The sequence below is a fragment of the Actinoplanes sp. NPDC051513 genome (genome assembly GCF_044454685.1).
Classification (GTDB): Bacteria; Actinomycetota; Actinomycetes; order Mycobacteriales; family Micromonosporaceae; genus Actinoplanes.
On record NZ_JBITDW010000010.1, the window covers coordinates 16240 to 41567 of the forward strand.

Sequence of the window (25328 nt, forward strand, 5' to 3'; positions counted from 1 at the left end):
TCAGGCGCTGTAGACCCAGACCTTGGTCTTCAGCGGCATCTTGCCGGTCGACCAGATCCAGTTGATGGCCGCGTTCGACACGCGGGCGCAGCCGTGCGAGGCCGGGTATCCCGGGATGCTGGGCGACCCGTGCACCGCGATGCCGCCGTTGAAGTACTTCGGCCGGAACAGGTCGCCGAGCGGGCCGTGCCGCACGCCGTCGATCTGCCGCCCGACCTTGAAACGGCCGGTCGGGGTGTCGGCGAGGTAGGTCTGACCCTCGTACTCGTAGTTCTGGTTCGAGCCCGTCGAGGTGTTGAGGGTGGCCACCACCGCGCCGTCCTTGACGAACATCAGCAGCTGCTTCTTCAGGTTGATCTCGACGAGGTAGCCGGTACCGGCCTTCGATTTGGCCTTCGGGCGTACGCCGTCGTCGAGCGCCTTCTGGGTCTTGGGCCCGACGGTGCCGTCCCGGCCGATGCCCGCCGCCTTCTGGATCGCGAGGACCGCCTGCTGGGTGGTGCCGCCGAACTTGCCGTCGGCCTTGCCGTTCCAGTACCCGAGATCGGTGAGCCGCTGCTGCAGGGCGAGCACCTGCGGACCCTTCGAGCCGATCTTGAGCTTCAGCGGCTTCGCCGTCGCGGTGGGAGCGGGCGCGGTGGGAGCGGGCGCGGTGGGAGCGGGCGCGGTGGGAGCGGGCGCGGTGGGAGCGGGCGTGGTGGGAGCGGGCGTGGTGGGGGCCGGGGTCGAGGACTCCGTCACGCTGGGTGATGGGCTCGGCTCCGTAGAGACCGACGGGGGTACGGACGGAGCTTGCGCCCCCGTCTCAGGGGCATCGTCCGAACCACATCCGGCAGCGAGCGTGATCGTCGCCGCCAGCGCGACCGCCAGCGTCAGAGCCTTGCGCACCATGCGTTTCCTCCCGTCCCACCAGAGATCATTGCCGAAAACGTCTCACAATGACCAGTGGACGGCGAATGAGACCTTCTCGCATCACGATCGTGACCGACCGTGGCAAGGGGGGCCGGGATCGAACGAGTGGTGGAAGCGGCAACCAAAAAGAGTCAAGTACCCTTCGGCTATGTCATGGTTGGCCAGCGCCCGGCACGGCGTACGCGAAGCCCCCGCCGGGCTCGCGCTCGTGCAGGAGCTGCTGAACACCCGGGCGACCCTGCACTACGGCTCCGACCTGCTGCTCTCGGCCGACGACGCCCAGCGCTGGCTGACCGAGGCGCTCGCCACCTGGTCGCGGGTTTCCGGCCTTCCGGCGCCGACGCTGCTCATCTCGACGTCCGATCTGCGCTCGCTGCGCCGCCTGCGCACCACGTTCGAAAATGTGATCCTCGCCGCCGGGAAGGACGGCCTCCTCGACGGCACGCTCCCGCCGGCCGACGTGCCGGTGAGCCTCGTGCCCGACGCCGACGGATGGGTCCGCATGGTCCCGACCGGGCGCGGCACCCGGTGGCTGGCCTCCGCGATGTGGGCCGAGGCCCTGCTCGCCCAGCAGTCCGGCCTGTGGTCGCGGCTCAAGCTATGTCACAACATCGACTGCCGGGCCGCGTTCTTCGACACGTCCCGCAACAACAGTGGCGTCTGGCACGACGTCTCCACCTGCGGAAACACGGCCAACCTGCGGGCTTTCCGGGAGCGTAAGCGGCTGATGGGCGGCAGCGGCGCCCAGCCACCGGTCGGCCGGCCGCAGCTGCCCGGGCCGCTCCCGGGCGGGCGGCCGCAACTGCCGGGGCCGCCGCCGAGCCTGCGCTAACCGGCCCGCGCCGCCGCCGAGTCCGGCGCTAACCAGCCCGCGCCGCCGCCGAGCCCGGCGCTAACCGGCCCGCGCCGCCTCCAGGATCTCGGCGGCGAACCGGGCGAGCTCGTCGTCGTCCATGTCCTGCTTGGCGATCACCCAGCCGGCGGTCTCGCTCTTCTCCGGCCGCTGGAGCGACTCGCTGGAGAGCAGTCGCCGGAAGGCCTTGCCGACCTCGGCCCGCCGCACCGCGGAGAGGACATCCGCCCGCCGCGCGACGGCCCGGAAGTCGCGAAGGACAACAATGAGGCGGCGGCCCGGGGGAACTTCGCGGGGGCGCTGCGCGACTATGGGTACATGGGTTGCGAGCGGTGGCGCGAGATGCTGTCGGCACAGCTGGACGGCGAGGACGACCCGGCCGACCGGCCGCGGGTCGACGAGCATCTGGCGGGGTGCGCGGGGTGCCGGGAATGGCTCGACTCGGCGGCCACGGTCAACCGGCTGACGCGTACGGCGGTGGGTGTCGCTCCGGATCTCAGCGCGAGCATCATGGCGGCGGTGGAAAAGGCGGCCGAGACGATGCCGGCGCCGAAGAGGCGCTTCCCGCTTGCCGCCGCGCTCTACGTCGCGCTCGCGGGCGTGGGGGCGGTGCAGCTCATCCTCGGCCTGACCCAGGTCGGCGGGGGCTTCGCCGGCAGCCACGTGCACGCCGCGGGGCTCGATGCGACGCCGGGCCACCTGTGGCACGAGTCGGCCGCCTGGAACGTCGCGGTGGGTGCGGGATACCTCTTCATCGCGCTGCGGCGGTCGCGGCCGTCGGGGCTGGTGCCGATGCTCACCGCGTTCGTCGGGATGCTGCTGTTGCTCTCGGTCAACGACCTGACCGGCGGCCGGGTCGACTCCACCCGGCTGGTCAGCCACGGCTTCGTGATCCTCGGATATCTGCTGGTCGTGGCGCTCTCGAAGATCGCGGGCGGCTTCGCGGCGCCGCCGGGGGCGCGCAGCGACGGCTGGTCGGGCTGGCGGGCGCGATTCATGGACGACGAGGACGAGCCCGCGATCCTGACCGCAAGGCCGGGCCTGCGCCTTGTGCCCCGCGGTCCGATGACCGCGGAGCACCGCCACGACCGCGCTGCCTAGGGTCGACAAAGAGCCTGGGGCTCATCGAGCCGGCGGCCGGACCGAGAGCTCGCGCCACTCGTCCGGCCCCGAGAGCAGCGCACGCACGGTGTCGAGGGCGGCATCTTCGCTGTCGCACTCGAAGAAGTGCGAGACGCCGTCCGCACCGCCCGCGCGCTGCTCGACATACCACTGGTCACCGCTCACCCGCAGGTACACGTCTTTGCGGGCGATGCGGCCCCACTTGCCGTTCCACCAGTGCTTACGCTGCTCCATCCGGCTACTGTATAGAACGTCTGTTCGAATCGTACCGGGTCTGGTTGATCTTTTTCCGCGAGTCGAAGACAGCGTGTCAGCGCGGTGGCTCCTGGCGACGATGGAGGATGTCGTTCACGGCGCCGCCCTGGGCGCCCGAGGCGGTGGCGTTCTGGGCCAGCAGGTCGCGGATCTGGGTGAGCAGCAGGATGTCTTCGCTCGGCGTCTTCGGCGGCGGCTCCTCGCCGCGACGGCGCCGCTCGGCCAGCAGGTTGAGCGGCATGACGACCAGGAAGTAGAGCACGGCCGCGGTGATCAGGAAGGTAATGATCGCGTTGAGGAACGTCGCGTAGTCGAAGATGACGCCCTTGCGGGGCTCCCACGTGCCGACGCCGACGCCCTCGCCGCCGCCGATGAGTTGGATCAGCGGCTTGACGAAGCCGTTGGTGAACGCGGTGACGACGGCGGTGAACGCCGCGCCGATCACGATGCCGACCGCGAGGTCGACGACGTTGCCACGCATGATGAAGTCTTTGAAGCCTTGGACCATTTTGCTCACGAGCACACTCCAGCACGCCGAGGGGATGACTCCGGCAGCAGGTGCCCACCACCGGTCGGCGACAAACTACGCCGATCGGGCTTCGTTCAGAAAGCGTGCGCAGTCAGTCGAGCGCAGGCTCCTGCGCCGCCACCGCCTCGTCGACGCTGGGGTAGGTGTGCAGCACCTCGACCAGTCCGCTCACCTCGAGGATGCGCAGCACCCCGCGCTGTGGCGCGGCGAGCCGGACGGTGCCGCCCGCGTCGTCGGTGCTGTTTTTCGCCCGGACGAAGACCGACAGGCCGGTGGAATCGCAGAACGAGACCTCGGCCAGGTCGAAGACCAGGCGAGTGCGCCCCTTCTCGAGCAGGTCACTGATCTGGTCCTGCAGCTGGGGCGCGGTGGCCATGTCGAGCTCGCCCGCCACCGATACGACGACCATGTCGGCGCGCTGTTCCGTTTGTACCGTCAGGGACATTCAGGACCTCCAGGTATGTGCAGAACGGTACTCCAGGTCCCCTCTGATCGGCAGGACGGGGCAGGCGGTTCGTGACCTTGCCGCTTTAGTTGACTAACGGCAACTATTGCACCGGTCGATGGTAAAGTGCGCCGTCGCGCGTACCAACGGTCGGGAGGAAGCGGTGGCACTGAGTCCGGACGAGGCGAGTCGCTTCGCCGCTCTGCTGGAGGAGCACGAGGAGACGCTGGTCGGCTCCTGGACCGACCAGGTCGCCCTGAGTGTGCGCGGCCGGTTGAGCCGCACCGAGCTGCAACGGCAGACCAGCGATCTGCGCAAGGCCTTTCAGCTGGCGCTCGCCGGCGGCGCCACCGACCTCACTCAGGAGGCGGCCGCCGAGCTGCGCGCCCAGCTGAGCGAGCTGTCCAACGGCCGGGCGCGGCAGGGCTTCAGCGCGACCGAGACGGCGGTCAGCATCTTCGCCTTCAAAGAGGCGGTGCTCGCTGTCCTGGACGGCGCCGAGAGCAGCCTTCGCGACTACGTCGCCCTCTCCAGCTTTGTCGATCAGGCCGCGCTGTTCACCTTCGACAACTACGTACATGTCCGCGAGGGGCTGATCGCCGATCAGGCCGAGCAGCTGCTCGAGCTCTCCACCCCGGTGGTCAAGCTGTGGGAGGGCGTGGTGGCCGTCCCGCTGGTCGGCACGCTCGACTCGGCCCGCGCTCAGGTCGTGATGGAGCGGCTGCTGCAGACCCTGGTGGACACCGGCTCGCCGTACGCGATCATCGACATCACCGGCGTGCCGGCCGTCGATACCCAGGTCGCGCAGCACATCCTCAAGACCGTGGTGGCCGCCCGGCTGATGGGCGCCGACTGCATCATCTCCGGCATACGGCCGCAGATCGCCCAGACGATCGTGGCGCTCGGCATCGAGTTCGGCGATATCGCCACCAAGGGTTCGCTCGCCGACGCGCTGCGCTACGTGCTGAAGAAGACCGGGAACCGGGAGCGCTGAGGTGGACCGGGTTCCGATCCTCAAGATCGGCGACATCCTCCTGGTCTCCATCCAGATCGACATGGAGGACCAGGTCGCCCTCCAGCTCCAGGAGAACCTCGCCGAGCGAATCGTGGCGACCGGCTGCGATGGCGTGATCATCGACATCACCGCGCTCGACATCGTCGACTCGTTCGTCGGCCGCACGCTCGCCACCATCGCCTCGATCTCCCGCGTTCTCGACGCGGAGACCGTGGTGGTCGGCATGCGCCCGGCCGTCGCGATCACCCTGGTCGAGCTGGGCCTGTCGCTGCCCGGGATCCGCACCGCCCTCAACGTCGAGCTCGGCATGGCGCTGCTGGCCAGGGACCGGGCCGGCGATGACGACCTGGACACCACGCTCGCGGTGGTCGAAGAGCCGTGATCGACGGCGAGCAGATCGCGGTCGGCTCCGACCAGGACGTCGTCCGGGTACGACAGCTCGTGCGGACCGTCGCCGTGGCGGTCAAGCTCTCCCTGGTCGACCAGACCAAGCTGGTCACCGCGGCGAGCGAGCTGGCGCGCAACACCCTCGTCTACGGCGGTGGCGGCACGGTCGAGGTGAGCAGGGTCGACAATGGCCGGCGGCAGGGCATCCGGATCGTCTTCGCCGACCAGGGTCCCGGCATCGTCGACCTCGATCTGGCCCTCACCGATGGCTACACGACCGGCGGTGGCCTGGGGCTAGGGTTGAGCGGCGCCCGGCGGCTGGTCGACGAGTTCACCGTCGACACCGCGGCCGGCCAGGGAACAACAGTTACCGTCACCAAGTGGTGCCGATGATCGGAGGCACCGTGGCGTCGTTCCCCGAGAGCCTCCTCGATGGGGGCGCGTGGTTCCGGGTCGAGGCCGCCGCGACCGCCGCCGCCGCCCGTCGCGCGGCCGAACGCCTCGCCGGCCAGCTCGGCCTGCCCGCGCAGAAGACGGCCGAACTGTCCATCGTGGTCGCGGAGGCCGCCGGCAACCTGGTCAAACACGCCGATCAGGGCACGATGCTGGTGCGCGCGGTGCGGGACGAGCAGCAGGCCGGCGTCGAGATCATCGCGATCGACCACGGTCCGGGAATGGCCGACCTGGCGGTCTCGGTCGGTGACGGGCACTCCACGGCGGGCACGCTCGGCATCGGGCTCGGGGCGATCGTGCGCCAGGCCTCGTGGTGCGACCTGCACTCCGTACCCGGGAAGGGAACCGTGCTGGTCGCTCAGGTCTGGCCCGCCGGCCCGCCGCAACCCGCCTGGGCCGCGGGGTTGACCCGCCCGCTCACCGGCGAGCTGGTGAGCGGCGACGCCTTCGCCGTCCGTGACGCGGACGGCCGGCGACAGATGCTGATGTGCGACGGGCTGGGCCACGGCGGTCTCGCGGCCGCGGCCGCACAGGAGGCCGTGCGCGCGTTCGCCGACGCCCCGCCGCAGCCGCCCGCCGCGGTGGTCGAGTTGCTGCACCGGCGCATGAACCACACGCGTGGCGCCGCGGTGGCCGTCGCCGAGCTCGACCCCACCGGCGGTCCCGAGGGCGGCGGCCTGGTGCGGTATGCGGGCCTGGGCAACATCTCCGGCACGGTGATCGGCCCGGGCGGCCGGCACGGCATGATCTCGCTGCCCGGCATCGCCGGTCACCAGCGCCGGCAGATCCGGGAGTACGACTACCCGATCGAGCCCGGCGCGATCGTGCTGATGCAGAGCGACGGCGTCGTCGACCGGTTCGACCTCGCTGGCTATCCCGCCCTGCTCTCGCACTCGCCCGCGGTGATCGCCGCGACCGTCCTGCGCGACGCCGGGGTCCGCCGCGACGACGCCGGCGTTGTGGTGGCGCGGTTGTCATGACGCCGGAGCCGCTCATGCGCATGCGCCTGCGAGCCGAGCAGGACGTGTTCGTGGCGCGCCAGCTCGGCCGCGAGGTGGCCCGCGCGGTCGGCATGGAGCAGCAGGACCAGACCCGGCTGGCCACCGCGCTGAGCGAGGTCGGCCGCGTCATGCTCACTCTCGGGCGCGATGCGGAAGTCGCGTTCGTCGTCGAGCTGAACGGGGTACCAACGCTGCGGATGGCGGTGGAGAACCCGTCGCCCGGCGGCGCCGCGGAGGTCGGCCCGCGGATCGCTCAGGTCGGCCGCCTGGTCGACACATTGGAGGTCGGCGATGGCGAGACCGGTACGGTGGTCCGGATGGCCCGGCGGTTGCCGGCGAGCGCGCCGAGGCTGACCCCGGAACGTATGGACGAGATCCGCGCCGGACTGGCCGAGCATGTGCCGGGCACCCCGCTCGACGAGTTGAGCGTGCAGAATCAGCAGCTCATCGCCGCCCTCGACGAGGTGCGGGCGCAGCGTGACGACCTGGCCCGGCTCAACGTCGAGCTCGAGGAGACCAACCACGGCGTGATGGCGCTCTACACCCAGCTCTCCGAGGAGCTGGAGGAGACCAACCGCGGCGTCGTGGCGCTCTACGCCGAGCTGGACGAGAAATCGCTGCAGCTGCGGGCGGCGAGCGAGGCCAAGAGCCGGTTCCTGGCGAACGTGAGCCACGAGCTGCGCGCCCCGGTGACCGCGGTGATCGGGCTGGCCCGGCTGCTCCTCGACCCGTCGTCCGAGCCGCTCGGCTCCGAGCAGCGCCGCCAGGTCGAGCTGATCAGCGGCTCCTCGGGCGACCTGCTGACCCTGGTCAACGATCTGCTCGACCTGGCCAAGGCGGAGGCGGGCCGGATCGAGCCGGAGTGGTCCGAGGTGGACCTGCGGGTCGTCGTCGGGCAGTTGCGTGGCACGCTGCGGCCACTCGCGACCCGTCCCGAGGTCGACTTCGTGGTCGAGGAGCCGCGGGTGGCGGGCGTGCGCACCGACGAGGTGCTGCTGACCCGGGTGCTGCGCAACCTGCTGACCAACGCGATCAAGTTCACCGCCGAGGGCGAGGTGCGGCTGGCCGTGCGGCCGGTGGACGGAGACGTCGAGTTCTCCGTCTCGGACACCGGCACGGGCATCCCGGCCGAGTTCCACGAGCGGATCTTCGAGGAGTTCTACCAGGTGCCGCGCAGCCAGGCGGTCCAGGGAAAGGGCACCGGGCTGGGCCTGCCGTATGCCCGGCGACTGGTCGCCATCCTCGGTGGCGGGTTGCGCGTCGAGTCGGTTCCCGGGGAGGGCAGCACCTTCACCGTACGGTTGCCGGCGTCATGAGCCCGGCGACCGTCCTCGTCGTCGACGACAGCGCCACGAAGAGATACCTGCTGGTCAGCTGGCTGAGCCGGGCCGGCTTCACGGTCCGCCAGGCCGAGACCGGGGGCGAGGCGTTGCGCTTTCTGCCGGGCTCCGGGGTCGACCTCGTCGTTCTCGACGTCAAACTTCCGGACATGAGCGGCTTCGACGTCTGCGAGAAAATCAAGACCGATCCCGCGTACGGGGTCCTGCCCGTCATCCACGTGTCCGCCCACGCCGTGGATGTCAGCGACCGTACCCAGGGCCTCAACCGTGGCGCCGACGCCTACCTGATCGAGCCGATCGAGCCGGACGAGCTGATCGCCACCTGCCAATCGGTGCTGCGGTACTACTCGGCCCGGCGGCGCGCCGAGTCGCTGGCCGCCCGGATGGTCCGGCTCGCCGAGGCCACGGTCGCGATCAACCTGGCCTCCACCCTGCCCGCCCTGCTCGAGGCGGCCGCCGCGGGGGCGTACGACATCTTCGGCGGTCCGGTGGTGGTGCTCGCCGAGACCGCCGACGGCGACAGCCTGGCCGCGGCCGGCTCCCCGCCGAAGATCCGTCGCTGGTCGCTGGCCGAGCGCAACGTGGCGGTCGGCTCGCTGGTGCGCACCGATCAGCCGGGCGACTGGGACGTGGTCGAGTGGCCGGACGGCGAGTCGGTGGCGGTGGCCGCGGCCCGCCTGCGCATCGACCGGCCGGCGGTCTACGTGGCGGTGCCGATGAGCTCCCAGACGCCCGGTTTCCCGGTGCTGCGCCAGCTTTCCCAGGCGGTGGCGGCGGCGGTCGAGGCGCAGCGGTCGTACGACGAAGAGCACCGGATCGCGGTGACCCTCCAGCGCAGCCTGCTCCAATCGCGGCTGCCGGCCGTACCCGGCATCGAGATGGCGGTGCGCTACATGCCGGCCGGGTCGCAGACCGAGGTGGGCGGCGACTTCTACGAGGTGGCCATGATCGGTGGCCGCCTGCTGGTGGCGATCGGCGACGTGGCCGGACACTCGCTGCACGCGGCCACGGTGATGGCCGAGGTGCGGCACGCGGTCCGGGCGTACGCGGTCGAGGGCCACCCGCCGGGCGCGGTGCTCGACCTGGTCAACCGCTTCATGCGGACGGTGCTGCCGGCCGACTCGGCGACGGTCTGCCTGCTCACGCTCGACCCGGCGACCGGCGAGGTGCGGATGGCCGGCGCGGGTCACCTGCCGCCGCTGTTGCACACCGCGGGCGAGGTGACGTTCCTGCAACCGGGCGGCACGCTGCTCGGCATCAACGCGCGCCGCCCCGACGACCTGATCTTCGTGCTGCCGCCCGGCGGCACGCTGGTGCTTTACACCGACGGCCTGGTGGAGCGCCGCGACGAGGTCATCGACGTGGGCCTGGCGGCGTTGCGCCGGGTGACCGGCGAGCCCGACCCCGATCTCGAAGACTTCTGCGACCGGCTGTTGTTGCAGCTGGGAGCGGCCGGGCAGGCCGACGACGACGTGGCGGTGGTGGCTCTCCGCCGCGCGTAGCTCTTGACGGCGGCTATTCACTCGTTGAATAGTAGCCGCCATGTCCACCGCCCACGTCCTCCTCGGGCTCCTCGCCGCCGGCCCGCGGCACGGCTACGACCTCAAGCGGGCGCACGACGAGCGACTGCCCAAGGCCAAGCCGCTCGCCTTCGGCCAGGTCTACGCGACGCTCGGCCGGCTCGAGCGGGACGGCTTCGTCGCCGAGGCCGGCCAGGACCGGGAGGGCGGCCCCGACCGCACGTCGTACACGCTGACCGACGAGGGGCGGCGGCATCTCGACGCATGGCTCGCCGCCGTGGAACCCCCGGCGCCGTACGTGACCAGTGAGCTCTTCAGCCGGGTGGTGGTCGCGTTGCTCGCGGCCGACGCCGAACGGGCCCGCGACTACCTCGTCGCCCAGCGGGCCGCCCACATGAGCCGCATGCGCGAGCTCACCACCGCGAAATCCGCGCCCGGGGCGAGCGTCGGCGATGTCGTCGCCGCCGACTACGCCATCGGGCACCTCGAGGCCGACCTGCGCTGGCTGCAGACCACGCTCTCGCGGGTGGCCGAAATGCAGAAGGAAGTGACGATGTGAGTCTGCTCAGCGGCACCAGTCTCGTTCGCAGCTACGGCGCCACCCCTGCACTGCGCGGCATCGACATCGCGGTCGACGAGGGCGAGATCGTCGCGGTGACCGGGCCCAGCGGCTGCGGGAAGTCGACGCTGCTGCACTGCCTGGCCGGGATCCTGCGGGTCGACGCCGGCACGGTCACCTACCGCGAGCAGGACCTTGGGCTGTGGTCCGAGGCGGCGCGGTCCCGGCTGCGCCGCACCGAGTTCGGGGTGCTGTTCCAGTTCGGGCAGCTGGTGCCCGAGCTCACCGCGGTGGAGAACGTCGCCCTGCCGCTGCTTCTCGCCGGCACGGGGCGGCGGGAGGCGCGGCAGGCGGCGCTCGAATGGCTCGACCGGCTCGGCGTGGCCGACCTCGCCGAGCAGCGGCCCGGCACTATGTCCGGCGGGCAGCAGCAGCGTTGCGCCACCGCGCGGGCGCTGGTCACCGAGCCGCGGGTGCTGTTCGCCGACGAGCCGACCGGCGCCCTCGACGTGCTCACCGGCGAGCAGGTGCTTGGCGAGATCGTGCGGGTGGCGCGCGAGCAGGGCACGGCCGTTGTGCTGGTCACCCACGAGGCGAGCGTGGCCGCGTACGCGGACCGCGAGGTCGCCCTCCGCGACGGCGCGCTCGACCCCACCGGGCTGGGCCTGGGCGTGATCCGGTGAAACTGTCCACGCTGGCCCGGCTCGCGGTGGCCGGCAACCGCACCGACGTGCTGAGAACCGGGCTCACCGCGCTGAGCGCCATGCTCGCCACGATCGCGATGCTCTGCGCCGCGACCGTTCTCTCGATCCAGGGCTGGGCCGACCGGTACGCCAACGAGCTGCTGATCGAGCCCGGCCTGCGGCCCGGCGTGGCCGCGACGCTGGTGCTGGTCTCGTTCCCGGTGCTGGCGCTGGCCGGGCAGTGCATCCGGCTAGGCGCGCCGGCCCGCGACCGCCGGCTGGCCGCGATCCGGCTGGCCGGGGCCACGCCGCGGGAGGCGACGCTGATCGCGGTCGCGGAGACGGCGGTCGCGAGCCTGCTGGGCTCGGTGGCGGGGCTGGCGGCGTACCTGGCCGGCCGCTCGCTGCTCGACCACCGTGGCCTGCCGACGGACATCCTGCCGCCCGCGCCGGTCGTCGTCGCGCTCGTGCTGCTCGTCCCGCTGCTGGCCGCGGCGGTCGGCGGGCTGCTGATGCGCCGGGTCATCGTCACCCCGCTCGGCGTGGTGCGGCGGGTACGCGAGCGCGGCCCGCGCCCCTGGCCGGGCCTGCTGATCGCGGCCGGAGTGGTGCTGTTCGCCCTGCCGCTGCAGCTCGACGAAGACGAGGGTCGGCTCTATGAGCTGCTCCACGTCTTCCCCGGCTCCAAGAACACGGTCTACATCCTTCTCGGCGGCGGGACCCTGTTGACCATGGCGGGCGTGGTGCTCGGCGTCGGGTGGATCTCGCACACCACCGGCCGGCTGCTGCGCCGGTTCGGCCGCGGGCCGGCGGCGCTGCTTGCCGCCCAACGGCTGATCACCGACCCGTGGAACGGCAGCCGCACGATGGCCGCGCTGCTCGTCGCCGTGATCGCCGGGTCCGTGGCGCTCGGCTACAAGGCGCTGCTGGCCACGAACTTCCGCTATTACGAGCTGTACAACCAGGTCCAGGGCTACACGAACGGCGAGGGGATCGGCGCCGGGGCGGAGCCGGGGTTCTACTTCGGGGCCATCCGGCTGGTCATGGTGGCGGTCGGCCTGAGCTCGGTGGTGGCGGCGGCAGGACTGCTGGTGGCGCTGGTCGAGAGCATCGTGGCGCGCCGGCGTACGTACGCGTCATTGACCGCGACCGGCGTCCCCCGCCGTACGCTGTCGGCGGCGATCTTGTGGCAGACGCTGACGCCCTTGATCCCTGCCCTGGTGCTGGCGCTCGCCGCAGGCGACATCCTGACTCGGCTGATCCAGACGGACTTCGACCTCGGCGGCTCCTACCAGGAATGCCTGTCCGACATCAGCACCACGACCCACTGCACGCCGCTCGCCACCCTGCATGCTCCCGCGGTGCTGCACGTGCCGGTGCCGTGGGGCGACCTCGGGATGCTCGGTGGCGGCGCGCTGCTGGCGGTGCTCGTCGCGGTCGGCGCCGGAATGCTGGTGCTGCGCTCGAGCACCGACCTCGACGAGCTACGAATCGGCTAGCCAGGGTCTGGTTCCGCTCAGTGCATTTCTTGCGCTTCTTTCCGACGCGTACGAGGTGGCGCCCGCCCACAACCGCAGACGGCGCGCGGGCCGCCGCTCAGCGCGAGCTGCCTGCAACTTCCGCCGGTGCCGCGACCGCCGGGCTGAGCTCGGTGGTCCCGCTCTCACGCCTGGCGTTCGCGGTGTTTGATAGGCCTCGTGGACGGCAGTGGTGAGTTTGTCGAAGCGACCGAGCCGTTCCGGCGTGAGCTGTTCGCGCACTGTTATCGCATGCTCGGCTCGATCCAGGATGCCGAGGATGTGGTTCAGGAGACGTACCTGAGAGCCTGGCGGTCCTATGGCGGGTTCGAGGGGCGATCTTCGGTACGTACCTGGCTCTACCAGATCGCGACCAACCGGTGCCTGACCGAGCTGGCCAGGCCGAGCCGGCGGGTGCTGCCGTCCGGCATCGGTGGACCGGAACCCGATCCCGATGCGGCCCTGCGAGAAGCCGGGACCGACGTGAGCTGGCTGCAGCCGGCGCCGGATGCGATGCTGCTGCCGGAGTCGGCTGATCCGGCGGCCATCGTCGCGGCGCGTGAGGCGGTGCGGTTGGCGCTGGTCGCCAGCCTGCAATACCTTCCGCCGAGGCAGCGGGCAGTGCTGGTCCTGCGGGAGGTGCTGGCATTTTCCGCCACCGACGTCGCGGGCATGCTCGACACCACGACGGCGTCGGTCAAGAGCGCGCTGCAGCGCGCCCGGGCGCGGTTGGACGAGCTCGCCCTGACCGCTGGCCAGATCACCGAGCCGGCCGCGCCGCGCGCTCGCGAGCTTCTCGATCAGTACATCGCGGCGTTCGAGAACGCCGACGCCGCCGCGCTGGAGCGGCTCCTGCTGGCCGACGCGACCTTGGAGGCGACGCCGCTGCGCAGCTGGTTCGCCGGCCGCGGTGTCTGCATTCCGTTCCTGCGCGACCACCTGCTGGGTTCGCCCGGCGACTGGCGCATGCTGGTCACCAGCGCCAACGGGCAACCGGCCGCGGCCGCCTACCTCCGCGACCAGAGCGGGAGCTATCAGCCGTACGGAATCTGCGTGCTCACCGTCACGGACGCGGGCATCCGCCGGATCTCCTCCTTCGGCGATCCGGGACTGGTGGCCGCGTTCGGATTCGGGCCGATTCCTTTGCCGGTCTAGCCGGGTCTTCCTGGGTGTAGGTCTCACCCAGCCGAAGGAAACCGATCCCTCATGAGCATCTCCTCCACCATGCGCGCCCTGCAGCAGACGTCCCTGAACGGCCCGCAGGACCTGCGGCTCATCACCGACGCTCCGGTGCCGGTCCCCGGCCCCGGTGAGGTCCTGATCCGGGTTACCGCGGCCGGGGTCAACTTCGTCGACATCCAGCAGGCCACCGGTGTCTTCGCCGGCGGCCCGCGGCCGCCGTACATCGCGGGCATCGAGGGCGCCGGTGAGATCGCGTCCCTCGGTGCGGGGGTGACCGACCTGGAGCCCGGCGCCCGCGTCATCGGCGTCGGCATCGCCGGCGGCGCCTTCGCCGAGTACATGGTGCTGCCGGCGGCCTCGGTGGTCCGCGTGCCGGCGGGCTGGGCCGACGAGCAGGCGCTGGGCCTGGTCGTGAGCTGGCCGACCGCGCTGGCCGCGCTCAAGCCGCTGGGCCGCATCGCCGCTGGGCAGACCGTCCTGATCCATGCCGCGGCCGGCGGGACCGGCCAGGCCGCGCTCGCGATGGCCAAACACTACGGCGCGACGGTGATCGCCGCGGCCTCGCCCGGCAAGCACGACCTGGTACGGAGTCTGGGCGCCGACCACGTCATCGACTCCCGCGGCGCCGATCTCGCCGGCGAGGTCATCCGGCTGACCGGCGGCGCGGGCGCCGACCTTGTCCTGGAGTCGGCCGGCGGCCCCACACTGGACGCCAGCCTGGCCTCGGCCAAGCGGGTCACCGGCCGCGTCGTCGTCTACGGCCTGGCCGGCGGGGAAGCCGCGATCACCAACTGGGATCTGGTCTACAAGCACCAGATTCAGCTCATCGGCTTGAACATCGGCACCCTGATCCAGGCCGCGCCATCGATCTTCGGCGAGGTGATGGGCGAGATGTTCGGCCTCGTCGCGGCCGGGGTGCTCGGCCCCGGCCGGCCCACTACGTACCCGCTTGCCGACGGCCCGAAAGCACTGACCGAACTGGAAGCGCGCGCGACCGTCGGCAAGCTGGCCCTGCTGCCTTAGGCGGCGCCCATCACGTCGAGTGCCCAGGAGATCACGAAGGCCTCTTCTTTCCACGAGTCGTAACGCCCGCTCGGGCCGCCGTGACCGGCGCCCATCTCGGTCTTGAGCAGGTAGCTGCCGTCGGGGGCGGTGGCCCGCAGCCGGGCGACCCACTTGGCCGGCTCGTGGTAGAGCACCCGGGTGTCGTTGAGGCTGGTCACCGCGAGGATCTTGGGGTAGCTCAGCTTCGTGACGTTCTCGTAGGGGCTGTACGACTTCATGTAGCCGTACACCTCGGTCGATTCGATCGGGTTGCCCCATTCCTCCCACTCGGTGACCGTCAGCGGCAGCGACGGGTCGAGGATCGAGGTCAGCGGGTCGACGAACGGCACCTGCGCCACGATGCCGGCGAAGTCGTCCGGGGCGATGTTGGCGATCGCGCCCATCAGCAGGCCGCCGGCCGAGCCGCCGCGCGCCACCAGCCGGGCCGCCGAGGTCCAGCCCTTGGCGACCAGGGCCTCGGCGCACGCCACGAAGTCGGTGAAGGTGTTCTTCTTGGTGAGCATCTTGCCGTCCTCGTACCACCGGCGGCCCATCTCACCGCCGCCGCGCACGTGCGCGATCGCGAAGACGACACCCCGGTCGAGCAGGGACAGGCGGGCTATCGAGAAGTACGGGTCGATGCTGTGCTCGTAGGAGCCGTAGCCGTACAGCAGCGCCGGCGCCGAGCCGTCCCGCACCACGCCCTTGCGCGTCACGATCGAGATCGGCACCTTGGTGCCGTCGCCGGCCCGCGCCCATTCCCGGAACTGCTCGTAGTCGTCGGGGTTGTAGCCGCCCAGCACCGGCTTCTGCTTGCGCAGCACCATGGTCCGGGTCACCAGGTCGACGTCGTAGATCGAGTCGGGCGTGATCATCGACGTGTAGCTGATCCGGACCGCGGTCGTGTCGTACTCGGGGTTGTTGGCCAGGCCCACGCTGTACAGCGGTTCCGGGAACGGCATGTCGTACGAGGCGGTGCTGCCGTCGCCCATCACCCGCAGCCCGGTCAGCCCGTCGCGGCGTTGCGAGATCACGATGTGCCGGGCGAACGCGTCGACGGCCTCGAGCCGGGTGCCCGGCTCGTGCGCTACCAGCTCCACCCACTCGCCGGGGTTGTCCGCCGACGTGTGCGCGAGCGCGAAGTCTTCCGCGTTCTTGTTGTGCAGGATCAGGAAGCGGTGTCCGTGGTGCTCGATCGAGTACTCCACGCCCTGCTCGCGCGGCGCGATCACGGTCGGCTCGGCCTCGGGCGTCTCGGCCCGGATGACGCGCACCTCGGAGGTGAGCTTGCTCTGCGTGTCGATGACGATGAACTTCTCGCTGCGGGTGAGCTCGACACCGACCCAGAACCGCTCGTCCGGCTCCTCGAAGACGATCACGTCCTCGCTCGCCGGCTTGCCCACCGTGTGCCGCCACACCCGGTTCGGCCGCCAGGCGTCGTCGACGGTGATGTAGAACAGCGCGCTGCCGTCGCCCGACCACGCGGTGCCGTAGAACGTGTCGGGCACCTCGTCGGCCAGCACCTCGCCGGTCAGCAAGTTCTTCACCCGCAGGGTGAAGCGCTCGTCGCCGTCGAAGTCGGTCGAGTAGGCCAGCCAGTTGCCGTCCGGGCTCACGTCGAACGTGCCCAGGGCGAAGAAGTCTTTCCCCTCGGCCAAGGCGTTGCCGTCGAGCAGTACCTCCTCGCCCGGCTTGTCATCCGCCATCGGCGGGTCGACCTCGCCCGGTGCGACCGCGACCCGGCACTGGATGCCGTACTGCTTGCCCTCGACCGTGCGCGTGTAATACCAGTACGTGCCCTTGCGGCCGGGCACCGAGAGGTCGGTTTCCTGGGTGCGGCCCTTGATCTCCTGGAAGACTGTGTCGCGCAGCCCGGCCAGGTGTGCGGTGGCCTTGTCGGTCCACGCGTTCTCGGCCTTCAGGTAGGCGAGAGTCTCCGGATTGTCCTTCTCCGCGAGCCAGGCGTATTCGTCCGTCACGGCGTCGCCGTGGAACGTGCGCACGCTCGGGACCTGGCGGACCGTGGGCGGCGTCTCGGGCATTTCGGCAGTCACGGGAGCCACGTTACCGGGCGTGCGGCCCTTTTTTCGCCTTCTGTGGACGGCGGCCGTTCGAACACCTGTACTATATGCCAGAGTGGACGATCGATCATGACCTTGGTGGAGTGATGGCTCTTCTCGATGCGCTTGTGGACATCTGCGGCCCCGACTATGCGCGGGCTGGCCGGTCTGTGGATGTCGTGAGTGGCCATCGAGCCGGGCTCGTCGCGGTTCCCGCGACGACGCAAGCCGTCTCCGACGTCCTTCAGCTCGCCGCGGCAGAATCACTGCGGGTGGTGGCGCGCGGTTCCGGCAGCAAAATCGATTGGGGTACGCCTTCGTCAGGCGTCGACCTGATCCTCGACACGGGCCGCCTCAACGGTCTGTGGAGTCACGACGTCTCGGCCGCCAGGGTCGAGGTCGCCACCGGCACGCCGGTGCGCTCGCTCCAGGCCGCCCTGGCCCTTCACGGTCAGCGCCTGCCGGTCGACCCGCCGTCCCGCACGGCCACCCTCGGCGGCATGCTCGTCCTCAACGAGTCGGGCCCGCTGCGCTACCGCTTCCGCACCCCCGCCGAGTACGTCGACCGGGTCTCCTACATCGACTTCGCCGGCGACGCGGGCTACTCCGACGGCGAGGGCGCCAATCCCGGCCTGGCCGAGATCACCGGCGTGATCACCTCGGCGGTGCTGGCGTTGCAGCCGCTGCCGCAGTCGCGCCGCTGGGTCGTGGCGCCGGCGTCGACCCCGTTGCAGGCCGCCAAGCTGGCCACCGAGGCCGCGCAGTTCGGGGTGAGCGCGATCGAGACCGACCTGCCGACCGATGGCGAGGGCGTCGTCGCGGTCCTGTTCGAAGACGCCGACCCCTACCCGCTGGCCACCTCGTGGAACGCGACCGTCTCACCGACCGCGCCGCCCTGGTGGGGCCAGTACCCGTTCACCGGAACCGATGTGGCGCTGCGCCTGTCGGTCGCCCCCGACGACCTGGCCGCTACGGTGTACGCGCTGGCCGACGCCGCAGCCGGTCCCGTTCCCGTGCGGGGCTCGGCCGGCCTGGGCGCGGTGCACGCGGTGCTGCCCGGCACGATCCGCGCCGACGAGGTCGTGCGCATCCTCGAGGCCGTCCGCCACGTCCTGCTCGCCCGCAACGGCCACGTCGTGGTCGTCGCCGCGCCGATCGCCCTGGCCCGCCAGATCGAGATGGCCGCCCCGCACGAGTTCTTCTGAAAGGGCAGCCGAACAGGGTCATCGCCGGTGGAAACGAGCTACCGCCGGGCGGGCTCCTGGATGCGGCCGGCGCCCACCGGGTGGCGTTCGGGCAGCGGCTGCGTGCCCACCGCGTACGTCAGATAAGCGAAACGCCCCACCTGGGCCGTGCCCGTCAGGATCATCTCGCGGGAGCTCAGATGGCGCGGCAGCAGCGGCGCCCCCCGCCCCAGCAGGACCGGCGCCATGCCCAGGATGATCTCGTCCAGCAGGCCCCGGTCGACGAACTGGCCGACCAGGTTGCCGCCGCCCACGAGCCAGACGTTCTTGCCCTTCGCCGCGACCATCATGGCCTCGTGGACGCGCTGGACGTCGCCGCTGACCATGAAGACGTTGGCGTGCGGGACCGGGGGCAGGTCGCGGTTGGTGAAGACCCAGCAGGGCACCTGGCCGTAGAGGTCCTGCCAGTTCTGCGGCTCCTCCACGACGTTGTCGTTGGCGAGCACCCACTCGTAGGTGTTGGCGCCCATGGCGAACGCGCCGACGCCGGCGAAGAAGCCGCCGAACGGGTTCTCGGCGCCCCCGTCGACGTCGAACAGCCAGTCGAGCGAGTTGTTCTCGTCGGCGATGTAGCCGTCGATGCTCGTCGCCGTGTAGTACTGCGTCTTCGCCATGAATTCACGATGCCACGACTTTGTGGGCGAAAGGGGCGAAATCGTCGGGCTAAGCCGCGTCGTTGCGGAGCACGAGGATGGCGATGTCGTCGCGCGGCTCCTCGACCGAGAAGTTGATCGTGATGGAGCGCAGGCGGGCGGCCATCACGTCGGCGGGATAGCCCGCCAGCGGGCCCGCCGCGTCGCGCAAGCGGCCGGTGCCGAAGAGCTCGCGGCCGCGCCGCCGCTCGGTGACCCCGTCGGTGTAGAAGATCAGTGAGTCGCCGGCGCCCAGGCGCACCTCGGCGTCGGGCGACGAGATCGTCTCGAGCAAACCCAGCGCCGTGCCGCCCTCGCCGACGAACGACGTCTTGCCGTCCGCGCGCACCAGCACCGCCCGGTCGTGCCCGGCCAGATGCAGGCAGACCACCAGCGTCCCGTCCGCCTCGCGATGCACCGAGGCCATCGCGAGCGTGCAGTACCGGCCGCCGCCGCGCTGCACCAGCGTCTTGTTGACCCGGCAGAGGATCTCGGTCATGGGCTTGCCGTCGTCGACCAGGATCCGGATCACGTCGCGGACCAGCCCGGTCACGGTGGCCGCCTGCACGCCCTTGCCGGAGACGTCGCCGACCACGACCAGCCACCGGTCGTCGCCGGCCGGCACCACGTCGTAGAAGTCGCCGCCCACCTCGGAGCCGGTCGGGACGTACTCGGCGGCGAAGCCGACCCCCTCGACGTGCGGGAGCGCCGGCGGCAGCAGCGACGCCTGGAGGGTGCGGGCGACCTTGCGCCGTTCCTCGTGGATGCGTGCGTTGTCGATGGCGAGCGCGGCCCGGCGTGCCACGTCTTCGAGCACCGCGACCTCGTCGGCGTCGTGCCGGTTCTTGGCGTGCTTGCCGATCGCGAGCGTGCCGAGGCGGGCACCGCGGGCCACCAGCGGCACCGCGAAGCCCTCGGAGGGCGGGCCGAACATCACCTGGGTGCCGAGGCGGGACGCCTCCTCGAGCCGGGACAGGATCGAGTCGGGCGCGGTCTCGGCGAGCGTTTCGTGCAGCTGGGCGAGGGCGCCCTCGTCGGCGTGGGTGGCCGCGGCGAGCTGGAGCCGGCCCCACGAGTCGGTGGTGTGCACGGCGCACCACTGGCCGAGCCGGGGCACCACGAGCTGCGGGATCAGCGCCATGGTCAGGTTGACGTCGAGCGACTGGGCGAGCAGCTCGCTGGCCTCGGCCAGGAACGTCAGCCAGGTCTGCCGCCGCTGGTCGGCGCGGCGGAGGCGGTCGTTCTCCAGGTGCAGCGAGAAGCGCTCGGCGACGATCGTGGCCAGCGGCTGGGCGTAGCTGGTGGGCGCCGCGTCGAGTTCCAGCTCGCCCGAGTACGGCCGATGCACCGCCAGCGGAACCCGGATGGTGTCGGCGTCCTCGCGGGGCTGCCGGCCGTGCCGGGCCAGGAGCTGCCGGCCGGCGCCGTCACCACGGTCGAGGCGCACCACGCCGCCGGCCGCGCCGGTCAGCCGGGCAAGCCGGGAGAGCAGGTCGGCGGCGAAATCGGCGAGCGCCTCGTCGGTCTGCCGCTCGGGGTTGATCTGGAGAAGCGCGGTGAGCGCGCCGACACTGGGAATGCCCGCCTCGACCACGTTCCCCGCGGGAACGAAGGCGGTGGCCGGCGCGGGGGCGGGGCTGCGCTCGAGGCGGAACCAGACGCCCTTGCCGGTGCCCTCGTGCACGGTGCCCCAGCGGCTCGCGAAGTGGTCGACCAGCAGCAGGCCGCGGCCGCGCTCGGCGACCTCGCCGATGTCGATGCTCTCGTTGCGGGGGCCGACCGCGAGCTGCTCGACCGGGCCGGGCGCGAAGTCGGTGACCGTCACGGTCAGCCCGGTCTGGTCGGCGGTGACCTCGATGTCCAGCTCGGTGTTGGCGTGCACGACCGCGTTCGTGGAGAGCTCGGTGGTCAGCAGCAGAGCCTCGTTGAGCAGCGCGTCGAGCCCCGCCTCCTCGAGGACGGAGCGGACCAGCGCGCGGGCGGCCGCGGGCGTGCGCCGGTCGTTGGGCAGCCTGACCCGCCGGACGAGGCCGCCGGCCGGGTGGTCCGAAGCTGACACGCATGCATCCTCTCCTGTTGATAGGGGGATGTACAAAGTCGTCTCTCGCATTGACCCGGTCGGGCGAGAGAGGATAGGGAGCCCAAGGCGGTGGCGGGGTGGTTGGATGGGAATGAGGACAGCATGACTGCGGCAAAAGAAGCGCTCGACGAGACCGCCCTGCTCGGCGAGCTCGCCGAGGCGCTGAGGCGGGTGCGCCGGGGCGATCTCAAGGTTCGGCTGCCGCGTCGCAGCGGCGCCGCCGGTGAGGTCGCCGACGCGTTCAACGAGGTCATCTCCCTGCAGGAACGGCAAAATCTCGACCTGCGCCGGATCAGCCGGATCGTCGGCCGCGACGGCCGGCTCACCGAGCGATTGGACGACGAGGGCCTCGACGGCTCGTGGGCGGACAGCGTGCGGTCGGTCAACTCGCTGATCGACGACCTCGGCCGGCCGACCACCGAGATCTCCCGGGTCATCGTGGCGGTCGCCGAGGGCGATCTCTCCCAGCACATGGCGCTGGAGATGGACGGCCGACCCCTTCGGGGTGAATTCCTGCGGATCGGCCGCACGGTGAACACGATGGTCGACCAGCTGTCGTCGTTCGCCGACGAGGTGACCCGGGTGGCCCGCGAGGTGGGTACCGAGGGCGAGCTGGGCGGCCAGGCCGACGTGCGCGGCGTCGCCGGCACGTGGAAAGACCTCACCGACTCGGTGAACCTGATGGCGTCCAACCTGACCCACCAGGTGCGCTCGATCTCGCAGGTGGCGACCGCGGTGGCCCGCGGCGACCTGTCGCAGAAGATCACGGTTTCCGCGCGGGGCGAGGTGGCCGAGCTCGCCGACACCATGAACGGCCTCACCGACACCCTGCGGCTCTTCGCCGAGCAGGTGACCCGGGTGGCCCGCGAGGTGGGCACCGAGGGCAAGCTGGGCGGCCAGGCCGACGTGCCGAACGTGGCCGGCACCTGGAAGGACCTCACCGACTCGGTGAACTCGATGGCCTCCAACCTGACCAGCCAGGTCCGCAACATCGCCCAGGTCTCGACGGCGGTGGCGAAGGGCGACCTGTCGCAGAAGATCACGGTGGCCGCGCAGGGCGAGATCCTCGAGCTCAAGGACACCGTCAACACGATGGTCGACCAGCTGTCGTCGTTCGCCGACGAGGTGACCCGGGTGGCCCGCGAGGTGGGCACCGAGGGCAAGCTCGGCGGTCAGGCGCAGGTGCGTGGCGTCTCGGGCACCTGGCGCGACCTCACCGAGAACGTGAACCAGCTCGCCAACAACCTCACCGACCAGGTGCGCAACATCGCCCAGGTCTCGACGGCGGTGGCGAAGGGCGACCTGTCGCAGAAGATCACGGTCGACGCCCGCGGCGAGATCCTCGAGCTGAAGAACACCGTGAACACCATGGTCGACCAGCTGTCGTCCTTCGCCGACGAGGTCACGCGCGTGGCCCGCGAGGTGGGTTCCGAGGGCAAGCTCGGCGGCCAGGCCCAGGTCAAGGGCGTTTCGGGTACGTGGCGCGACCTCACCGACAACGTGAACTACATGGCCTCCAACCTGACCAGCCAGGTGCGCAACATCTCGTCGGTGACCACGGCGGTGGCGAAGGGCGACCTGTCGCAGAAGATCACGGTCGACGCCCGCGGCGAGATCCTCGAGCTCAAGACCACCGTGAACACGATGGTCGACCAGCTGTCGTCCTTCGCCGACGAGGTCACGCGCGTGGCCCGCGAGGTGGGCACCGAGGGCAAGCTCGGCGGTCAGGCGCAGGTGCGTGGCGTGGCCGGCACCTGGCGCGACCTCACCGACAACGTCAACTCGATGGCGTCCAACCTGACCGCCCAGGTGCGCAACATCGCGCAGGTCTCGACGGCGGTGGCGAAGGGCGACCTGTCGCAGAAGATCACGGTCGACGCGCAGGGCGAGATCCTCGAGCTGAAGAACACCGTGAACACGATGGTCGACCAGCTGTCGTCGTTCGCCGACGAGGTCACGCGCGTGGCCCGCGAGGTGGGTTCCGAGGGCAAGCTCGGTGGCCAGGCGCAGGTGCGTGGCGTGGCCGGCACCTGGCGCGACCTCACCGACAACGTGAACTACATGGCGTCCAACCTGACCGCGCAGGTGCGGAACATCGCGAGCGTCACCACCGCCGTGGCGAAGGGCGACCTGTCGCAGAAGATCACGGTCGACGCCCGCGGCGAGATCCTCGAGCTCAAAGACACTGTCAACACGATGGTCGACCAGCTCTCCAGCTTCGCCACCGAGGTCACCAGGGTGGGGCGCGAGGTGGGCGTCGAGGGCAAGCTGGGTGGTCAGGCGCAGGTCAAGGGCGTTTCGGGTACGTGGCAGGACCTCACCGACAACGTGAACCAGCTCGCCTCGACGCTGACGATCCAGCTGCGCGCGATCGCCGAGGTGTCCACGGCCGTGACCCGCGGCGACCTGACCCAGAGCATCGCGGTCGCCGCGCAGGGCGAGGTGGCCGAGCTCAAGGACAACATCAACCAGATGATCGTCACCCTGCGCGAGACCACCAAGGCGAACGCCGAGCAGGGCTGGCTCGACTCCAACCTCGCCCGCATCGGCGGCCTGTTGCAGGGCCAGCGCGATCTCGGCGAGGTCTGCCGCATGATCATGACCGAGGTGACGCCGCTGGTCGACGCCCAGCTCGGCGCGTTCTTCCTGGTCGACAACGAGCAGGCGGTCATGCGCCTGCGGCTGGCCGCCTCGTACGGCTACGTCGCGCGCAACCACGAGGTGACGTTCGGGCCGGGTGAGGGTCTCGTCGGGCAGGCCGCGGTCTCCCGCCGTACGATCCGCGTCCGCGCGACCCACGACGGCATCCTCACGATGCGCTCGGGTCTGATGTCGATGCCGCCGAACGACCTGGTGGTGCTCCCGGTGCTGTTCGAGGGCGAGATGCTCGGCGTGATCGAGTTCGCCTCGGTCGCCGCGTTCTCCGGGCTGCATCTGACGTTCCTCGAGCGGTTGGTGGCCACGATCGGCGTCGCCCTCAACACCATTCAGGCCAACCGGCGTACGGAGGAGCTGCTCTCCCAGTCGCAGCGGCTGGCCCGCGAGATGCAGGATCAGTCGGCCGAGCTCCAGCGCACCAACGCCGAGCTGGAAGACAAAGCGCAGCTGCTCAGCGACCAGAAGGCCAACATCGAAACGAAAAACCGCGAGATCGAGCAGGCCCGGCGCGGTCTCGAGGAGAAGGCGCAGCAGCTGTCCCGGGCGAGCGCGTACAAGTCCGAGTTCCTGGCCAACATGAGCCACGAGCTGCGTACCCCGCTGAACTCGCTGCTGCTGCTGGCCCGGCTGCTGGCCGACAACACCGAGCAGAATCTGACCGAGAAGCAGATCGAGTTCGCCCGCACGATCCACAGCGCCGGCTCCGACCTGCTCTCGCTGATCGACGACATCCTCGACCTCGCCAAGATCGAGGCGGGCCGGATGGACGTCGAGGTCGACCAGATCGACTTCGACGGGGTGCGCTCCTACGTCGAGCAGGCGTTCCTGCCGCAGGCCGAGGAGAAGGGCCTGGACTTCCGGGTCGCGGTCGGCGACGACCTGCCGGCCTCGATCGTCACCGACGGGCAGCGGCTCCAGCAGATCCTGCGCAACCTGCTGTCCAACGCGGTGAAGTTCACCGACTCCGGCTCGGTGACGCTGAGCATCTTCGCGGCGCCGCCGACCACCGACTTCGACATCCCGGCGCTCAGCGCGGCCCAGCAGGTGGTGGCGTTCGCGGTCGCCGACACCGGCATCGGCATCAACGACGAGAAGCTGGCGATCATCTTCGAGCCGTTCCAGCAGGCCGACGGCACGACCACCCGCAAGTACGGCGGCACCGGCCTGGGCCTGTCGATCAGCCGGGAGTTCGCGGCGCTGCTCGGCGGCACGATCGTCGTGTCGTCGAGTCCCGGCGAGGGGTCGACCTTCACGCTGTACGTGCCGGACGCGCTGACCCCCGACTCGCTGCCGATGCCGGCGCTGCCCTCGGCGCCGTCGACGACGGTCGTGGTGCGGCCGGCCCAGTCGGTCGACATGCCACTGCTCGACCTGCCGGTGATGAGCCAGCGGTCCGACCTGGAACCGCACATCAGCCCGGCCGGCCGGCAGCTCGACGGCGCGACCGTGCTGATCGTCGACGACGATGTCCGCAACGTGTTCGCGCTGACCAGCGCCCTCGAGATGCACGGGCTCAACGTGCTCTACTCCGACAACGGCGTCGACGGCGTACGCCTGCTGGCCGAGCACCCCGAGGTCGACATCGTGCTGATGGACGCCATGATGCCCGATCAGGACGGCTATGAGACGACTCGGGGTATCCGCCGTAATCAGCGCTTCCGTGACCTACCGGTAGTGTTCCTAACCGCGAAGGCGATGCCGGGCGACCGGGAATCGGCCCTCGCGGCCGGCGCGAGCGACTACATCACCAAGCCGGTCGATCTGGACGAGCTGATCGAGTTGATGGCCCGCTGGGTGAACGCCGACTCGACCACCGAACCCGAGCGCGGCTGAGAGG

23 protein-coding genes are annotated in these 25328 nt (G+C 70.8%); 15 read left to right on the forward strand and 8 right to left on the reverse strand.

The features are described from left to right. Window positions 1-741, reverse strand: a complete 741-nt coding sequence (locus ACIA5D_RS29165) for a L,D-transpeptidase family protein (protein WP_396033489.1) — start codon at window positions 739-741, stop codon at window positions 1-3. Between the two features lie 319 nt (window positions 742-1060). On the opposite strand from ACIA5D_RS29165, the gene ACIA5D_RS29170 reads away from it, so the two are divergent. Then, window positions 1061-1744: a CGNR zinc finger domain-containing protein gene (locus ACIA5D_RS29170; protein WP_396033490.1), complete on the forward strand. Its 684-nt coding sequence runs from the start codon at window positions 1061-1063 to the stop codon at window positions 1742-1744. Between the two features lie 60 nt (window positions 1745-1804). Here ACIA5D_RS29170 and ACIA5D_RS29175 read toward each other — a convergent pair whose 3' ends face one another. Further along, complete coding sequence (locus tag ACIA5D_RS29175) at window positions 1805-1975, reverse strand: hypothetical protein (RefSeq protein ID WP_396033491.1); 171 nt, start codon at window positions 1973-1975, stop codon at window positions 1805-1807. Between the two features lie 108 nt (window positions 1976-2083). Between ACIA5D_RS29175 and ACIA5D_RS29180 the strand changes: the two genes are divergently transcribed. Further along, entirely contained in the window at window positions 2084-2866 is a 783-nt protein-coding gene (locus ACIA5D_RS29180) for a zf-HC2 domain-containing protein (protein ID WP_396033492.1), read from the forward strand. 21 nt (window positions 2867-2887) lie between these two features. On the opposite strand, the gene ACIA5D_RS29185 is transcribed toward ACIA5D_RS29180, so the two are convergent. The 3 genes from ACIA5D_RS29185 to ACIA5D_RS29195 form a co-directional block, all read right to left on the reverse strand. Continuing rightward, complete coding sequence (locus ACIA5D_RS29185; protein WP_396033493.1) at window positions 2888-3121, reverse strand: hypothetical protein; 234 nt, start codon at window positions 3119-3121, stop codon at window positions 2888-2890. A gap of 76 nt (window positions 3122-3197) precedes the next feature. Continuing rightward, the gene (gene mscL / locus ACIA5D_RS29190) at window positions 3198-3650 is read right to left on the reverse strand and encodes a large conductance mechanosensitive channel protein MscL (RefSeq protein ID WP_396033791.1); all 453 of its coding nucleotides are present in this window, start codon (window positions 3648-3650) and stop codon (window positions 3198-3200) included. Between the two features lie 112 nt (window positions 3651-3762). After that, window positions 3763-4116 (reverse strand): STAS domain-containing protein, encoded by a 354-nt coding sequence (locus ACIA5D_RS29195; RefSeq protein WP_396033494.1) that lies wholly within the window; start codon window positions 4114-4116, stop codon window positions 3763-3765. Between the two features lie 163 nt (window positions 4117-4279). On the opposite strand from ACIA5D_RS29195, the gene ACIA5D_RS29200 reads away from it, so the two are divergent. The 11 genes from ACIA5D_RS29200 (at window position 4280) to ACIA5D_RS29250 (ending at window position 14796) form a co-directional block, all read left to right on the forward strand. Next, the gene (locus tag ACIA5D_RS29200; RefSeq protein WP_396033495.1) at window positions 4280-5110 is read left to right on the forward strand and encodes an STAS domain-containing protein; all 831 of its coding nucleotides are present in this window, start codon (window positions 4280-4282) and stop codon (window positions 5108-5110) included. 1 nt (window position 5111) lies between these two features. Continuing rightward, window positions 5112-5513 carry an STAS domain-containing protein gene (locus tag ACIA5D_RS29205; protein WP_396033496.1) on the forward strand — a complete coding sequence of 134 codons (402 nt, stop codon included), beginning with the start codon at window positions 5112-5114 and terminating at the stop codon, window positions 5511-5513. Further along, entirely contained in the window at window positions 5510-5911 is a 402-nt protein-coding gene (locus ACIA5D_RS29210; RefSeq protein WP_396033497.1) for an ATP-binding protein, read from the forward strand. Before ACIA5D_RS29205 ends, ACIA5D_RS29210 begins: the two co-directional genes overlap by 4 nt. Continuing rightward, entirely contained in the window at window positions 5908-6951 is a 1044-nt protein-coding gene (locus tag ACIA5D_RS29215) for an ATP-binding protein (RefSeq protein WP_396033792.1), read from the forward strand. Before ACIA5D_RS29210 ends, ACIA5D_RS29215 begins: the two co-directional genes overlap by 4 nt. After that, window positions 6948-8288, forward strand: coding sequence for a sensor histidine kinase (locus ACIA5D_RS29220; protein WP_396033498.1), 1341 nt, complete (start codon window positions 6948-6950; stop codon window positions 8286-8288). Before ACIA5D_RS29215 ends, ACIA5D_RS29220 begins: the two co-directional genes overlap by 4 nt. Beyond that, entirely contained in the window at window positions 8285-9814 is a 1530-nt protein-coding gene (locus ACIA5D_RS29225; protein WP_396033499.1) for a SpoIIE family protein phosphatase, read from the forward strand. Before ACIA5D_RS29220 ends, ACIA5D_RS29225 begins: the two co-directional genes overlap by 4 nt. Window positions 9815-9854: 40 nt before the next feature. After that, a complete protein-coding gene (locus tag ACIA5D_RS29230; RefSeq protein WP_396033500.1) occupies window positions 9855-10391 on the forward strand; it encodes a PadR family transcriptional regulator in 537 nt (178 codons plus the stop codon). Then, complete coding sequence (locus ACIA5D_RS29235; protein WP_396033501.1) at window positions 10388-11074, forward strand: ABC transporter ATP-binding protein; 687 nt, start codon at window positions 10388-10390, stop codon at window positions 11072-11074. The genes ACIA5D_RS29230 and ACIA5D_RS29235 overlap by 4 nt, the downstream gene beginning before the upstream one ends. Then, on the forward strand, window positions 11071-12573 hold the full coding sequence (locus tag ACIA5D_RS29240; RefSeq protein WP_396033502.1) for an FtsX-like permease family protein: 1503 nt from the start codon (window positions 11071-11073) through the stop codon (window positions 12571-12573). The genes ACIA5D_RS29235 and ACIA5D_RS29240 overlap by 4 nt, the downstream gene beginning before the upstream one ends. A 198-nt stretch (window positions 12574-12771) precedes the next feature. After that, entirely contained in the window at window positions 12772-13746 is a 975-nt protein-coding gene (locus ACIA5D_RS29245) for an RNA polymerase subunit sigma-70 (protein ID WP_396033503.1), read from the forward strand. 51 nt (window positions 13747-13797) lie between these two features. Beyond that, window positions 13798-14796: an NADPH:quinone oxidoreductase family protein gene (locus tag ACIA5D_RS29250; protein ID WP_396033504.1), complete on the forward strand. Its 999-nt coding sequence runs from the start codon at window positions 13798-13800 to the stop codon at window positions 14794-14796. Here the strand turns inward: ACIA5D_RS29250 and ACIA5D_RS29255 are convergent. After that, window positions 14793-16871, reverse strand: a complete 2079-nt coding sequence (locus ACIA5D_RS29255; protein WP_396033505.1) for a S9 family peptidase — start codon at window positions 16869-16871, stop codon at window positions 14793-14795. The genes ACIA5D_RS29250 and ACIA5D_RS29255 overlap by 4 nt on opposite strands. 185 nt (window positions 16872-17056) lie before the next feature. On the opposite strand from ACIA5D_RS29255, the gene ACIA5D_RS29260 reads away from it, so the two are divergent. Next, window positions 17057-18082, forward strand: coding sequence for an FAD-binding oxidoreductase (locus tag ACIA5D_RS29260; protein ID WP_396033506.1), 1026 nt, complete (start codon window positions 17057-17059; stop codon window positions 18080-18082). Between the two features lie 38 nt (window positions 18083-18120). Here the strand turns inward: ACIA5D_RS29260 and ACIA5D_RS29265 are convergent, their stop codons facing one another. After that, complete coding sequence (locus ACIA5D_RS29265; RefSeq protein WP_396033507.1) at window positions 18121-18735, reverse strand: dihydrofolate reductase family protein; 615 nt, start codon at window positions 18733-18735, stop codon at window positions 18121-18123. Window positions 18736-18784: 49 nt separating this feature from the next. Continuing rightward, window positions 18785-20812: a SpoIIE family protein phosphatase gene (locus ACIA5D_RS29270; protein WP_396033508.1), complete on the reverse strand. Its 2028-nt coding sequence runs from the start codon at window positions 20810-20812 to the stop codon at window positions 18785-18787. A 123-nt stretch (window positions 20813-20935) separates the two neighbouring features. On the opposite strand from ACIA5D_RS29270, the gene ACIA5D_RS29275 reads away from it, so the two are divergent. Then, window positions 20936-25324, forward strand: a complete 4389-nt coding sequence (locus tag ACIA5D_RS29275; RefSeq protein ID WP_396033509.1) for a HAMP domain-containing protein — start codon at window positions 20936-20938, stop codon at window positions 25322-25324. Window positions 25325-25328: the final 4 nt, after the last annotated feature.